Below are 12,659 nucleotides of genomic sequence, written 5' to 3' on the forward strand. Positions count from 1 at the left end.
GAGTGACCGGGGCGGTGGGCGGGGTGACTGGCGTCGTCGTCACGAGGCCGTCAGCCGGATCGTCGCCGGGATCGGGCCGTCGCCTCCGGGTTCCACGGTGGCGCCGTCGAGGAAGGTCGGGATGGTCTCGTCGGCGAAGGGCAGCACGTCGTACTCGGCGAACAGCGCCTCCTCGGCCTCCTGCCAGGTGGCGCAGCCCTCCTGGCCCGGCAGCGTCATCGCCTCGGCGACGGCCGCGGTGTACGCCGGGTTGTCGATCGAGGCGAGGTTGACCCCGCCGTCGGCCGGCGCCGGGCCGGACAGGAACGGCACGATCTGGCTGGGCAGCCGCAGGTTGACCGGCAGCAGCGCCGCGCCCCACGCCCCCGTGCCGAAGACCACCTCGTTGTACTCCGTCGGCGGCAGCCCGCGGGTGGTGGCGGCCACCCCGAGGTCGGTCCAGGTCGAGGCGATCAGCTCGGCCGCGGCGGCCGTCGTGTCGCCTCGGGTGCTGTTGTAGATCAGTTCGAGCTGCAGCGGGGCGCCGTCCTTGGCCCGCACACCGTCCGAGCCCGCCGTCCAGCCCGCCTCGTCCAGGGCCGTGGCGGCCGCCTCGGTGTCCTGCTCCGGCAGGTTGCCGTCGACGGCGTCATAGCGACAGGCGACCGGGTCGATGATGGCCAGCGCCTCGGACCGCGCCCCGTAGCCGCCGGTGATCACCGACATGAGCTCCTCGAAGTCCAGCGCCTGAGCCAGCGCCGCGCGGACGGCGTCGTCGGCGCCGGGATTGCCGGCGGCCTGGTTGAAGAACAGCTCGCCGACGATCGCCCGCAGCGTGACCTGCTCGTAGCTCTCCTCCAGCCGCTGCCGGTCCGGCCCGACGACCGACGCCGCGTTCAGCTCGCCCGAGAGCAGCAGGTTCGCCGCCGTCGACTCGTTCGCGACGACACGGATGTTCACCGTCGCCGGGGTGCCGGGGTCGGCGGCCGCCCGGCCGTCGGGCCCCCACGCGTAGTCGTCGCGGCGCTGGAACGTGTAGTGGTCGTCGCGGACGACCTCGGTCAGCTCGAACATGCCCGTGCCGATGCCGGCCTCCTCCAGCAGCGACGGGTCGTCCAGGCCGGCCTGGCAGGCGATGAAGACGTCGCCGGTGCTCTGCAGCAGGAACGGGTCCGGCGTGGGCACGGTGATGGTGACGGTGCGGGCGGCGTCGTCGGCGGTCGCGGTCAGCTCGGCCGGGACCATCACGCCCCGCAGCGGCGACACGTTGGCCTCGTCGACCACGAACTGGAAGTTCGCCGCCACGACGCTGGCCGTCAGCGGGGTGCCGTCGGAACAGGTGATGCCGTCGCGCAGGGTGTAGGTGACGGTGTCGGGCGTGGCCTCCCACGACTCCGCCAGCCACGGCAGCGCCTCACCCTCGACGGTGAAGTAGACGAGCTTGTCGTACAGGTAGGCGTCGACGGCGCGCGTCGCCGCCAGCACGGTCAGATGCGGGTGCAGGTTGCCCGGATCGGCGGCGACGGCGTAGGTGAACGTGCCGTCGACGACGGGCTCGGCGTCCCCGCCCGACGCGCCCGGCCCGCCGGCGCTGTCGCCGTCGGAGCCGCCGCACGCCGCGAGGAGCAGTGTCAGGGCCGCGGCGAACGCGACCTTCGGGCCGATGCGCATGACCATCTCCTTCGGGAGAGCGGTGATCCGCACAGCCTCGCGCCGTGGCCCGGCTCACGTCTTTGTCCGATCCGACGACCCCCGGCGGCAGAACTCGTCGGGGTGGACGGACGGCGAGCACATGCGGTCAGGCGCGGAGGACCCGCCCGGCCCGCTCACCGCTGAAGGTGCCGCCGTCGACGACCACCCGGCCGCCGAGGACGACGGTCTCGATGCCCTCCGGAGTCACGTCCGGCGTGGTGTAGGTGCCGGCGTGGCCGATGCGGTCCGGGTCGAAGACGGTGATGTCGGCGTGCGCGCCGGGCAGCAGCACACCCCGCCCGGCCAGCCCGAACTGCCGGGCGACCAGCGACGTCGCCTTGCGGATCGCCTCCTCCCACGTGAGCACCTGCTGCTCGCGCACGTAGGTGCCCAGCAGCCGCGGGAAGCAGCCGTACGTGCGCGGGTGCTGCAGTCCGATCGGCGGGCCGTTGTCCGAGCCGATGCCGACCAGCGGGCTGGCCATGATGGCCTGCACGTCCGGCTCGGCCATCATCTCGACGACGATCATGGCGGTGGGGTCGTCGGCGACGAGGTCGCAGAGGGTGTCGAACGGGTTCTCGGCCTGGCCCCGCTGTTCGGCGAGGTCGGCGACGGTGCGGCCGACGGCGTCCGGGTCGCGGTGGCCGGTGACGATGACCTGCGCGGGCGTGGTGCTGCCCCACATGCCGTCGCCGGGGTCGGCGCGCTCGGCGTCGGCCTGCAGCGCGATCCGGTAGGCGGGGTCGGCCAGCCGGGCGGTCATCGCCGTGGCGCCGCCCTCGGCCGCGCGGTTGGGCAGCAGCGCGAGCAGCACCGTGCCGCCGGCGAGGTACGGGTACTGGTCGCCCATGACGTCGACGCCGGCCAGCCGTGCCGCCGCGATGCGGTCGAGGAGGGCCGCGCTCTTGCCGTGGGCGGCCCGGCCGGCGGCCTTGCAGTGTGAGATCTGCAGCCGGATGCCGCCGGCCAGCGCAACGGCGACGGCCTCGTCGATGGCGTCCTCGACGTGGCGGCCCTCGTCGCGCATGTGGGTGGCGTAGGTGCGCCCGTAGGCGCCGGCCACGCGGGCGATCGCCTCGAGCTCCGCGCGATCGGCGAAGCAGCCCGGCGGGTAGATGAGACCGGTCGAGAAGCCGACGGCGCCGGCCCGGAACGCCTCGGCGGCGAGGTCTCGCATGCGCTCCAGCGCGCCGGGGCGCAGCTCGTCGCCGGCGCCGTTGGCGGTGAGCCGCAGCGTGTGGTGGCCCACCAGGTAGGCCAGGTGGTTGGTCGGGCCGTGCTGCTCGACGAGGTCGAGGAAGGCCGCGAACGAGCCGGCCGGCGAGGGGATGGTGCAGGCCAGCTCGCCGTACATCGCGTCGACGACGGCCGACGACACCTGGTCGAGCGGCGCGAAGCTGAACCCGCAGTTGCCGGCGATCTCGGTCGTGACGCCCTGCAGCAGCTTGAACGGCTGCGGGTCGTCCATCAGCGGGACCATGTCGCTGTGCGAGTGGGCGTCGACGAAGCCGGGGGCGACGTGGAGGCCGGTGCAGTCGACGGTGCGCGCGCCGGCGGTGTCGCCGCTCGTGGCCGCGCCCGGCGCGACCGCACGGACGACGCCGTCGGCGATCACGACGTCGGCCACCACGCCGGGTGAGCCGAGGCCGTCGAACACGGTGCCGCCGCGCAGGACCAGGGTGTCAGTCATGGGCGGAGTCAATCGCAGGGCCGTTGCGACGTCTTCGTCGGATCGGCCAATCTCGTCCGCAGGAGCCGGGTCATGCGAAGATCAACGCCGGGACCGAGGACTCAGGGGACCTCCGGCCCCCGTCGCCCGCGTTCTCGCATGCCCCTCAGGGCGTCAGGCGGACTTCTCGCGACGCTCGCGTTTGCGCGGGCCCTCGCGCGGGACCAGCGTCGGCAGCACGTTGGCGTCGACCACGTCGCGGGTGATGACCACGCGGGCGACGTCCTCGCGCGACGGGACCTCGTACATGACGTGCAACAGCACCTCTTCGAGGATCGCCCGCAGCCCGCGCGCGCCGGTGCCGCGCAGCAGCGCCAGGTCGGCGACCGCCTCGGTGGCGTCGTCGGTGAACTCCAGCTCGACGTGGTCGAGCTCGAACAGCCGCTGATACTGCTTCACCAGCGCGTTCCGCGGCTCGGACAGGATCCGGATCAGCGCCGCCCGGTCCAGCGGCGACACCGTCGTGATGACCGGGAGCCGGCCGATGAACTCCGGGATCAGCCCGAACTTCAGCAGATCCTCCGGCATGACCTCGCCGAAGGTGTTCACCGAGTCGCGCTCGGCCTTGGACTGGATCTGCGCGCCGAAGCCGAGCCCGCGCTTGCCGATGCGGCCCTGGATGATGTCGTCGAGTCCGGCGAACGCGCCACCCACGATGAACAGCACGTTGGTGGTGTCGATCTGGATGAACTCCTGGTGCGGGTGCTTGCGCCCGCCCTGGGGCGGCACCGACGCCGTCGTGCCCTCGAGGATCTTCAGCAGCGCCTGCTGCACCCCCTCGCCGGACACGTCGCGGGTGATCGACGGGTTCTCGCTCTTGCGGGCGATCTTGTCGACCTCGTCGATGTAGATGATGCCGGTCTCGGCCTTCTTCACGTCGTAGTCCGCGGCCTGGATCAGCTTCAGCAGGATGTTCTCGACATCCTCACCGACGTAACCGGCCTCGGTCAGTGCGGTGGCGTCGGCGATGGCGAACGGCACGTTCAGCATCTTCGCCAGCGTCTGCGCCAGGTAGGTCTTGCCACAGCCCGTGGGGCCGATGAGCAGGATGTTCGACTTCGACAGCTCGACGGCGTCGTCCTTGCCGTGGCCGCGGGCGGCGGCGGACTGGCGCGCCTGGACCCGCTTGTAGTGGTTGTAGACGGCGACGGAGAGCGCCTTCTTGGCGATGTCCTGGCCGATGACGTACTGCTCGAGGAACTCGTAGATCTCGCGCGGCTTCGGCAGCTCGGACAGGCCGCCGGCCTCGGCGGTCTCGCTGAGCTCCTCTTCGATGATCTCGTTGCAGAGATCGATGCACTCGTCGCAGATGTAGACCCCGGGACCTGCGATGAGCTTCTTGACCTGCTTCTGGCTCTTACCGCAGAACGAGCACTTGAGCAGGTGGTCAGCGTCGCCGATGCGTGCCACGCGGTACGTCCTTCCGTCTACAGCTGCGATCTCGGCCGTGCGGCCGAGGATCCACGGAGCGAGCCGTTGGTCCCGGGCCCTGGTCGCGGATCGACGTCGTGCGTATCGCCGGCCCTCGCGAGCCCTGCGTTGCCTTCGACGTTACAACGTCCGGCGGGCAAACGGGCACCCGGAGAGCGGATCGGGCCCGGCGCGTCGCCGCCGGGCCCGATCTGTGCGAGGTCAGCCGACGAGGCTGGCCTTGCGCGACGCGGTGAAGTTGTCGACGAGGCCGTAGTCGATGGCCTCCTGCGTCGTCAGGATCTTGTCGCGCTCGATGTCGTTGCGCACCTGGTCGATGCTCCGGCCGGAGTGCTCGGAGAGCATCTTCTCCAGCAGCGCCCGCATGCGCAGGATCTCGTTCGCCTGGATCTCGATGTCGCTGGCCTGGCCGTAGGTGCCCTCGGTGTAGGGCTGGTGGATCAGGATGCGCGCGTTCGGCACCGCCAGCCGCTTGCCGGGAGCGCCGGCCGCCAGCAGCACGGCCGCCGCGGACGCCGCCTGGCCCATGCACACCGTCCGGACGTCCGGCTTGATGAACTGCATGGTGTCGTAGATGGTCGTCATGGCCGTGAACGAGCCGCCGGGCGAGTTGATGTAGATCTCGATGTCGCGGTCGGGCTCCATCGACTCGAGGCAGATCAGCTGCGCCATGACGGCGTTGGCGACGTCATCGGTGATGGGGGTGCCGAGGAAGATGATGCGCTCCTCGAACAGCTTGCCGAACGGGTCGATCCGCCGGAAGCCGTAGGACGTGCGCTCCTCCCACTGCGGGATGTAGTAGTTCACTGGGTCTCCTCTGTCGGGTGGTCGCTTGTCGCCTGTGGGATGCGCCGGCCGGCCGTCAGGCCGTGCCGCCGCCCTGGGAGACCTGCGAGGCGCTCTCGACCACGTGGTCGACGAAGCCGTACTCGAGCGCCTCCTGCGGCGTGAAGTAGCGGTCGCGGTCGGAGTCGGCCTCGATGCGCTCGACCGTCTGGCCGGTGTGCTGAGCGATCAGCTCGGCCATCTCGCGCTTGGTGCGCAGCATGGCCTCGGCCTGGATGCGGATGTCGCTGGCCGAGCCGCCCATGCCGCCGGACGGCTGGTGCATGAGGATGCGGGCGTGCGGCAGGGCGTAGCGCTTGCCGGGCGCTCCCGCCGTCAGCAGGAACTGGCCCATGGACGCCGCGAAGCCCATCGCCACCGTGACGACGTCGGGCTTGACGAACTGCATAGTGTCGTAGATGGCCATGCCCGCGGACACCGAGCCGCCGGGCGAGTTGATGTACAGGTTGATGTCGCGGTTCGGGTCCTCGGCCGCCAGCAGCAGCAGCTGCGCGCAGATGGCGTTGGCGTTCTCGTCGCGGACCTCGGAACCGAGGAAGATGATGCGCTCTCTCAGCAGCCGGTTGTAGATGTGGTCGTCCAGACCACCGACGGCTGGTGCTGGGGCGTGGGCCTGAATGAGGGACGGGCCCGACGTCTCGGGGCGTGTGCTCACCGTGATCTCCTTGGGGCTTGCTGACTGGTCGTCGAGACCGTTGGTTCGTGTGTCTTCTTCGTTGTGCCAACGACAGTAACCACAAAGGCCGTGGCGACCATCCGCCGCATGGCCGGTGTTCGCTCACGGCGTGCGCGGCGGCCTCGTGTGGTGCACAAACGCGATCAGGTGACCAGCCGTGGGCGTGGTCACCTGATCTGCGTGGTCCTGCGTTCTGCTCGGCCCGGCCGTCAGGCCTTGGTCTCGTCCTCGGCCTCGGCCGCGGTGTCGTCGGCCGCGGTGTCGTCGGCGGCGGTGTCGTCGCCGGCCGTCTCGTCGGCGGCCGCGGTGTCGTCGCCGGCCGTCTCGTCGAGCTCGGCGAACTCGAAGTCGCCGTCGACCGCCGGGGTGGCGACTCCCCCGACCTCGTTCGGGTCGGCCAGGGTGCCGTCCTCGCGCAGCCGGTTCAGCTCGACGGCGTTGCCGGAGGCGTCGCTGACCTTGGCCTTCTCGACGGCGAGGGCCAGCGCCTTGCCACGCGCGACATCGGCGACGACGGCGGGCAGGTTGCCCTGGTCGACCAGCTGCTGGGCGAGCTGGTTCGGGTCGGTGCGCGAGCGCATGGCCTGCTGGATGATGTACGAGCTGAGCTCGTCCTGCGAGACCTCGATGCTCTCGGACTTCACGAGCTCGTCCAGGATGAACTGCTGGGCGAGGTTGTCGCGCAGCTGCTTCTCGAACTCGGCACGGTGGTCGTCGTCGCCGTGGCCGTCGGCCAGGTGCTCCTCGACCTGCGCGGTGATGAGCTCCTCGGGCAGCGGGACGTCGCCGGCCTTCTCGATGAGCTGCGCCAGCACCTTGTCGCGCGCGGCCATGGCCTGCTCGATGCGCTTGCCGTTCAGCGACTGCTCGCGGATGTCGGCCCGCAGCTCGTCGAGGGTGTCGAACTCGCTGGCCAGCTGGGCGAACTCGTCGTCGAGCTCGGGGAGCTGCTGCTCCTTGACGGCGTGCACCGTCACCTCGACGTCGACCTCTTCGCCGTCGTGCGTGCCGACCAGGGTGGTCTTGAACGACTTCGACTCGCCCGCCGACAGCCCGGCCAGGGCCTCGTCGAGCCCTTCGACCATGCCGCCGCGCCCGACCTGGTACGACACGCCGCTCGCCTGGCCGCCGTCGACCGGCTCGCCGTCGCTCGTCGCGTTGAGGTCGATCTGCACGAAGTCGCCGTCGGCGGCCGCCCGCTCGACCGTCACCAGCGTGCCGAACCGCGCCCGCAGCACGTCGAGCCGCTCGGTGATGTCGGCCTCGCCGACCTCGATGTCGTCGACCTGGACCTCCAGGCCCTCCCACTCGGGCAGCGTGATCTTCGGCTTGACCGTCACCTCGGCGGTGAACTTGAGATCCTCGCCCTCACCGAACGACGGCGAGTCGATCTCGGGCTGCGCCAGCGGCGTCAGCTCGTTCTCGCGCATGGCGTCCTGGTAGATCTGCGGGATCGCCTCGTTGACGGCCTCCTCCAGCACCGCCGGCCGCCCGATGCGCTGGTCGATGACCATCGGGGGGACCTTGCCCTTGCGGAACCCCGGCACCGTCACCTGGGCGGCGATCCGCTTGTACGCGGACTGGATGTTCGACTCAAGCTCGGCGAAGGGAACCTCGACCGCGAGCCGGACCCTGGTCGGGTTGAGGGTCTCGACGACGCTCTTCACGCTGACGTGTCTCCTGTGTGGGATGGTGTCGGTCACGATCGCAACGGCCGTGCGTGTGCGTGGTGCTTGTCGGTGTTGCGAAGGCGGGCTGGTCGGGGCGACAGGACTCGAACCTGCGATCTCCTGCTCCCAAAGCAGGCGCGCTAGCCACTACGCTACGCCCCGGGTGCCCGGACAAGTCTAGGCCAGATCACAGGGTACTCTGTTCCGCGGGCCTCGTGGCCCCGCGCGGGTGTAGCTCAATGGCAGAGCCCCAGCCTTCCAAGCTGGTCATGCGGGTTCGATTCCCGTCACCCGCTCCACGTCGAGTCCGGCACGACCCGGCAGGTCGTCCTCGAGATGCGCGCCTCCCCGGCGCCGTACCGACGAGTGAGCCTCCCCGCGGCCCGAGCCCTCGAGATCCCGAGCCACGGGCTACCTCGATACGGTGAGCACCGCGGTTTCCTGACCGACCGGCGCCTGTGGTCGCGGCGCCGGATTGTTCGCTGGAGGGTGGCATGGCGGAGTCGTACGAGGCGGCCGACCCCGCCGACCTCGACCTCGGCGCACGACGGCCGCGGGACGACTCGGACGACCCGGACGGGCCGGAGGCCGGCACCTTCGGGCACCGCAACATGCGGGTCATGGGCCCGCGTGGCCGGGTGCGCGAGCCGGACCGGCCGTCGGTGATGCGCAGCCGCTGCTACGCAACGCCGGATGAGTCGTGAGCGGTCACCTCGCAGGCCATCCCGCGGCCGCCCCGCGTGCGATCCCCTACGCGTCGGCGGGCGGCCGGACTCTGCACCTTCACGTCTCGGCACCGTCGGCACCGAACGGGTCGCGGGTGCCGACGGCGGTCTTCTACCACGGTGGTGGGTGGGTGCGTGGGGGGACGCAGTTCCGGCCGCAGGCCGCCCGCCTCAACGCTGTGGGAATGCTCGCCGTTCTGGTCGAGTACCGCACGGAGGGTCCGGTTGCGGCCACCACGGACGCGTTGGCGGCGATGAACGCCGTCTTCGAGCGGTCCGGAGAGCTCGGGTGCGACGCCGGGCGCATCGTGGCGATCGGCGGGTCGGCGGGCGGTCACCTGGCCCTGGCGACGGCCGTGCTCGACCTGCCGGACACGAATCCGGCTCATCGGCCGGCCGCACTGGTCCTCCTGAATCCCGTCACGGACACGACCGGTGATTTCCCGATCGGGTTCGGCAGACGGCATTTCGCCGATGACGACCACGCCCGTCGCTACTCACCGATGCATCACGTCAGCGAGAAGACACCGCCGGCGCTCGTCATGCACGGCACGGCGGACACCGCCGTGCATTATCATAATTCGGCGGAATTCGTCGAGAAGGTGAATCACCGCGGCGGTCACGCGGAGATCGTTCTGTACGCTGACCAGCGGCACGGGTTCTTCAACCCGCGAGGTGACGTCACCGCTCAGCCTGCTGACGGGCACGCCGACTATTTCGACCTGACCACACGGGAAATGGTCCGATTCATTCGGCGGACCGTCATCGACAAGGCCTAGCCGAAGGGTCTCGATTTCGGCGCCAGCGGCTGTCGCGGGTGCTTCGGTGCGTTTTCCGATGTGACGCCCTCGGTGCGGGCGCCGATCCAGCGACACGGCGGCCGGCGCGAGCCGCCGACCCCGGCGAGTCTTCGCACGAGGCTCTTGACGACGCGCGTCACCGGTCCGTAACGTGAGCGCCCATCGGTCGACCAATACGTATTAAGGACAGCCATGGCAGCGCAACGGCGGCGCCCCACGCAGGTGGACATTGCCAAGCGTGTCGGCGTCTCCCAGGGGACGGTTTCGCTGGTCATCAGTGGTGGCGCGGCGAGTGACCAGGTCGCCGAGAAGACCCGCCGCGCGGTGCTGCAGGCTGCGGCCGAGCTCGGCTACACCGTCAACGCCGCGGCGCGCAGGCTCAAGGGCGGACGCACGCGGATGCTCGGCCTGTACACGTTCGAGCCGGTGTTCCCCGTGGACCAGCGGGACTTCTACTTCCCGTTCCTGCTCGGCGTCGAGGAGGCGACGGCTCGCTACGGCTACGACCTGCTGCTGTTCAGCTCGGCCACGGCCGGCGGTACCCGGCGCATCTACGCGGGCGGCGTCAACCGGCTGAAGGTCGCCGACGGCTGCGTGCTCCTGGGTCGCCACCTGCACCGCGACGACCTGGCCGAACTCGTCCACGAGGATTTCCCGTTCGTGTTCATCGGACGCCGCGAGGTCCCTGGCGAGGAGCTGTCGTACGTCGCCGCCGACTACGTGGGCGCCACTCGGGACATGGTCCGCGGGCTCACCGAGCGCGGTCACCGGCGGCTCGCCTACCTGAAGCTGAGCGGCGATCAGGAACCCACCCGCGACCGCGAGGCGGGTTTCCGGCTGGGACTCGACGACGCGGGAATCCCCGCCGGCGCGTGCGTCGTCCACTCCGTCGACGATCCCGGCGCCATCACGGGCGAGCTGCTGCGAGGGTGGCTGTCCGCCGGTGTCACCGCCCTGCTGGTGGAGCCGAGCGAGGACGACTCCACGATCGCCGCGGTCGAGCGGGCCGCCGCCGAGGCCGGTGCCCGCATCCCCGAGGACTGCTCGGTGGTGCTGCTCGGCGACCCGCCCCTCGGCGAGGGCGCCCGCGACTGGACACGCTTCTCGCTGCCCCGCGAGGAGATGGGCCGCGAGGCCGTCCGGCTGCTGCTGGACCTGCTGGACAACGACGACGGGGAAGCCCGTCAGCTCAACGTCGCCTGCATGCCGATCCTCGGCGACTCGATCGCCGAACCGCCGGCAGGAGTCACGCCATGACACCGGAACCCGCACAGCCGAAGGGACCGCCGCGGTGACCTATTTCATCGTCAAGCGGCTGGCGATCGGCCTCCTCACCATCTGGGGTGTCGTCACGGCCGTCTTCATCGTGGTCAGGCTCGCTCCCGGCGACCAGGCCACGGTGGCACTCGGGCCGGACGCGAGCGCGGCGGAGGTCGCGGCCCTGCGGCACACGCTCGGCCTCGACCAGCCGCTGCTCGTCCAGTACCTGTCCTACCTCGGCGACGTCGTGCGGCTCGACTTCGGCGATTCCTATCGCTTCGGCCGCCCGGCCATGGATCAGGTGCTCGAGCGCTTCCCGGCGACCGCCGAGCTCACTCTGGCCGCCACCGTCATCGCGATCGTCGCCGGCCTGATCCTCGGCGTCATCGCCGGCAAGAAGCCGGGGAGCGGCCTCGACCGCGCCGTCTCCACGGTCACCCTCGGCATGCAGGCACTGCCGCCGTTCTGGGTCGGCATCATGTTCATCCTGATCTTCGCCCTGCAGCTGCAGGTGCTCCCCAGCGCCGGCGGCGGCAGTCTCGCCAACCTCGTGCTGCCGGCGGTCACGCTGGCGATCCCGTTCACCGCGCTGGTGGCCCGCATGACCCGCAGCGGTGTGGCCGAGACGATGTCCGAGGCCTTCGTCCAGACCGCCCGGTCCAAGGGCCTCACCGAAACGCAGGTGCTCACCGGCCACGTCGTGAAGAACTCGCTCATCCCGGTGGTGACCGTCGTCGGTCTCCAGGTCGGCACGCTGCTCGGCGGCGCCGTGATCATCGAGACCGTGTTCGCCTGGCCCGGGCTCGGGTCGCTGCTGGTCAGCGCGGTCGGGAACCGCGACTACGCGGTCGTCCAGGCGGCCACCGTCCTGATCGCGCTGTGCGTGATCGTCCTCAACCTCGCCGCCGACATCATCAACGCCAAGCTCGACCCGCGGATCCGTCTGGAGGCGCGCCGATGACCCAGTCGGACATCCTGCTCACCGAGGCCCCCGGCCCGGTCGCGCCGCCCGCCCGGCGCCGGCGCCGCCGGCCGCTCGCCGCGATTCCGTACGTGATCATCGGCCTGTACGTGCTCGCGGCGACGATCGGCCCGTTGCTGATCGACTACGACCCGGTGGCCACCGAGGTCACCGAGCGCCTGCTGCCCCCGGGCTCGGCGACGGAGTCCGGTACCGCGTGGCTCGGCACCGACGCCGTGGGGCGAGACGTCCTCGCGCAGGTCGTGTACGGCGCACGGACGTCGTTCATCATCGGGATCGCCGTCGTCACGGCGTGCGGCCTGATCGGTGTCGTGCTCGGCGCGCTCGCGGGGTACTCCGGCGGGCTGCCCGACGCGGCCGTCTCGCGGACCATCGACGTGCTGATGGCGTTCCCCGGCATCCTGCTCGCGATCGTCATCGCCGGTCTGCTCGAGCGTGGCATGCACGTCGTGATCATCGCCCTGTCGGTCGGCGGCTGGGTCGGATTCGCGCGGCTGTCGCGCAGCATCACGATGTCGACCCGAGAACGCGACTGGGTGGACGCCGCCCGGATCATGGGCGTCTCCAAGGCGGCCACCCTCAAGCGGCACATCGTCCCGTTCCTCACCGGGTCGGTGGTCGCGCTGGCCACGATCGAGCTCGCATCGGCCGTGCTGTCCGAGGCCGCGCTCAGCTTCCTCGGTCTCGGTCTTCCCCCGCACATCGTGTCGTGGGGTCAAGCCATCGCGGGCGGCCGGGAGCACCTCGCCACCGCGTGGTGGATCACCGTCTTCCCCGGAATCGCGCTCACCGTCCTGGTCGTCTGCATCGGGCTGGTGGGCGACAGGCTCACCCGGCGGTTCACGCGCAAGCGGGACTAGCGCGCCGGC

Annotated in this window: 11 protein-coding genes and 2 tRNA genes; 6 read left to right on the plus strand and 7 right to left on the minus strand. The window is 70.8% G+C overall.

The window, feature by feature from the left end; genetic code table 11:
- Positions 1-39: 39 nt before the first annotated feature.
- The 7 genes from E1212_RS02265 to E1212_RS02295 all read right to left on the minus strand — a co-directional run bounded on the left by E1212_RS02265 (position 40) and on the right by E1212_RS02295 (position 8,185).
- Positions 40-1,650 carry an ABC transporter substrate-binding protein gene (locus tag E1212_RS02265; protein WP_162605262.1) on the minus strand — a complete coding sequence of 537 codons (1,611 nt, stop codon included), beginning with the start codon at positions 1,648-1,650 and terminating at the stop codon, positions 40-42.
- A 127-nt stretch (positions 1,651-1,777) separates the two neighbouring features.
- Complete coding sequence (locus E1212_RS02270; RefSeq protein WP_131978489.1) at positions 1,778-3,361, minus strand: N-acyl-D-amino-acid deacylase family protein; 1,584 nt, start codon at positions 3,359-3,361, stop codon at positions 1,778-1,780.
- A gap of 153 nt (positions 3,362-3,514) precedes the next feature.
- The gene (gene clpX, locus E1212_RS02275) at positions 3,515-4,810 is read right to left on the minus strand and encodes an ATP-dependent Clp protease ATP-binding subunit ClpX (protein WP_131978492.1); all 1,296 of its coding nucleotides are present in this window, start codon (positions 4,808-4,810) and stop codon (positions 3,515-3,517) included.
- Positions 4,811-5,032: 222 nt separating this feature from the next.
- The gene (locus E1212_RS02280) at positions 5,033-5,638 is read right to left on the minus strand and encodes an ATP-dependent Clp protease proteolytic subunit (RefSeq protein WP_131978495.1); all 606 of its coding nucleotides are present in this window, start codon (positions 5,636-5,638) and stop codon (positions 5,033-5,035) included.
- A gap of 55 nt (positions 5,639-5,693) precedes the next feature.
- Entirely contained in the window at positions 5,694-6,296 is a 603-nt protein-coding gene (locus E1212_RS02285; RefSeq protein ID WP_131978637.1) for an ATP-dependent Clp protease proteolytic subunit, read from the minus strand.
- A 266-nt stretch (positions 6,297-6,562) separates the two neighbouring features.
- Complete coding sequence (gene tig / locus E1212_RS02290) at positions 6,563-8,020, minus strand: trigger factor (RefSeq protein WP_131978498.1); 1,458 nt, start codon at positions 8,018-8,020, stop codon at positions 6,563-6,565.
- 89 nt (positions 8,021-8,109) lie between these two features.
- A tRNA-Pro gene (locus E1212_RS02295) sits at positions 8,110-8,185 on the minus strand.
- A 63-nt stretch (positions 8,186-8,248) separates the two neighbouring features.
- Here E1212_RS02295 and E1212_RS02300 point away from each other — a divergent pair.
- From E1212_RS02300 to E1212_RS02325, 6 genes are all read left to right on the plus strand, one after another.
- A tRNA-Gly gene (locus E1212_RS02300) sits at positions 8,249-8,322 on the plus strand.
- Positions 8,323-8,517: 195 nt separating this feature from the next.
- Positions 8,518-8,727: a hypothetical protein gene (locus E1212_RS29860; RefSeq protein ID WP_203416221.1), complete on the plus strand. Its 210-nt coding sequence runs from the start codon at positions 8,518-8,520 to the stop codon at positions 8,725-8,727.
- The gene (locus E1212_RS02310) at positions 8,724-9,527 is read left to right on the plus strand and encodes an alpha/beta hydrolase (RefSeq protein WP_131978501.1); all 804 of its coding nucleotides are present in this window, start codon (positions 8,724-8,726) and stop codon (positions 9,525-9,527) included. Before E1212_RS29860 ends, E1212_RS02310 begins: the two co-directional genes overlap by 4 nt.
- 213 nt (positions 9,528-9,740) lie before the next feature.
- Positions 9,741-10,805 carry a LacI family DNA-binding transcriptional regulator gene (locus tag E1212_RS02315; protein WP_131978504.1) on the plus strand — a complete coding sequence of 355 codons (1,065 nt, stop codon included), beginning with the start codon at positions 9,741-9,743 and terminating at the stop codon, positions 10,803-10,805.
- A gap of 34 nt (positions 10,806-10,839) precedes the next feature.
- A complete protein-coding gene (locus E1212_RS02320) occupies positions 10,840-11,769 on the plus strand; it encodes an ABC transporter permease (protein WP_131978507.1) in 930 nt (309 codons plus the stop codon).
- Complete coding sequence (locus E1212_RS02325) at positions 11,766-12,650, plus strand: ABC transporter permease (RefSeq protein ID WP_131978510.1); 885 nt, start codon at positions 11,766-11,768, stop codon at positions 12,648-12,650. The genes E1212_RS02320 and E1212_RS02325 overlap by 4 nt, the downstream gene beginning before the upstream one ends.
- Positions 12,651-12,659 lie beyond the last annotated feature (9 nt).

This window comes from Jiangella ureilytica (assembly GCF_004348545.1).
Classification (GTDB): domain Bacteria; phylum Actinomycetota; class Actinomycetes; order Jiangellales; family Jiangellaceae; genus Jiangella; species Jiangella ureilytica.

Bases quoted from the DNA above. Each gene is read 5' to 3' on its own strand.
- E1212_RS02325 (WP_131978510.1), top strand. From the start codon at position 11,766: ATGACCCAGTCGGACATCCTGCTCACCGAGGCCCCCGGCCCGGTCGCG.
- E1212_RS29860 (WP_203416221.1), top strand. From the start codon at position 8,518: ATGGCGGAGTCGTACGAGGCGGCCGACCCCGCCGACCTCGACCTCGGC.
- E1212_RS02315 (WP_131978504.1), top strand. From the start codon at position 9,741: ATGGCAGCGCAACGGCGGCGCCCCACGCAGGTGGACATTGCCAAGCGT.
- E1212_RS02270 (WP_131978489.1), bottom strand. From the start codon at position 3,361: ATGACTGACACCCTGGTCCTGCGCGGCGGCACCGTGTTCGACGGCCTC.
- E1212_RS02265 (WP_162605262.1), bottom strand. From the start codon at position 1,650: ATGCGCATCGGCCCGAAGGTCGCGTTCGCCGCGGCCCTGACACTGCTC.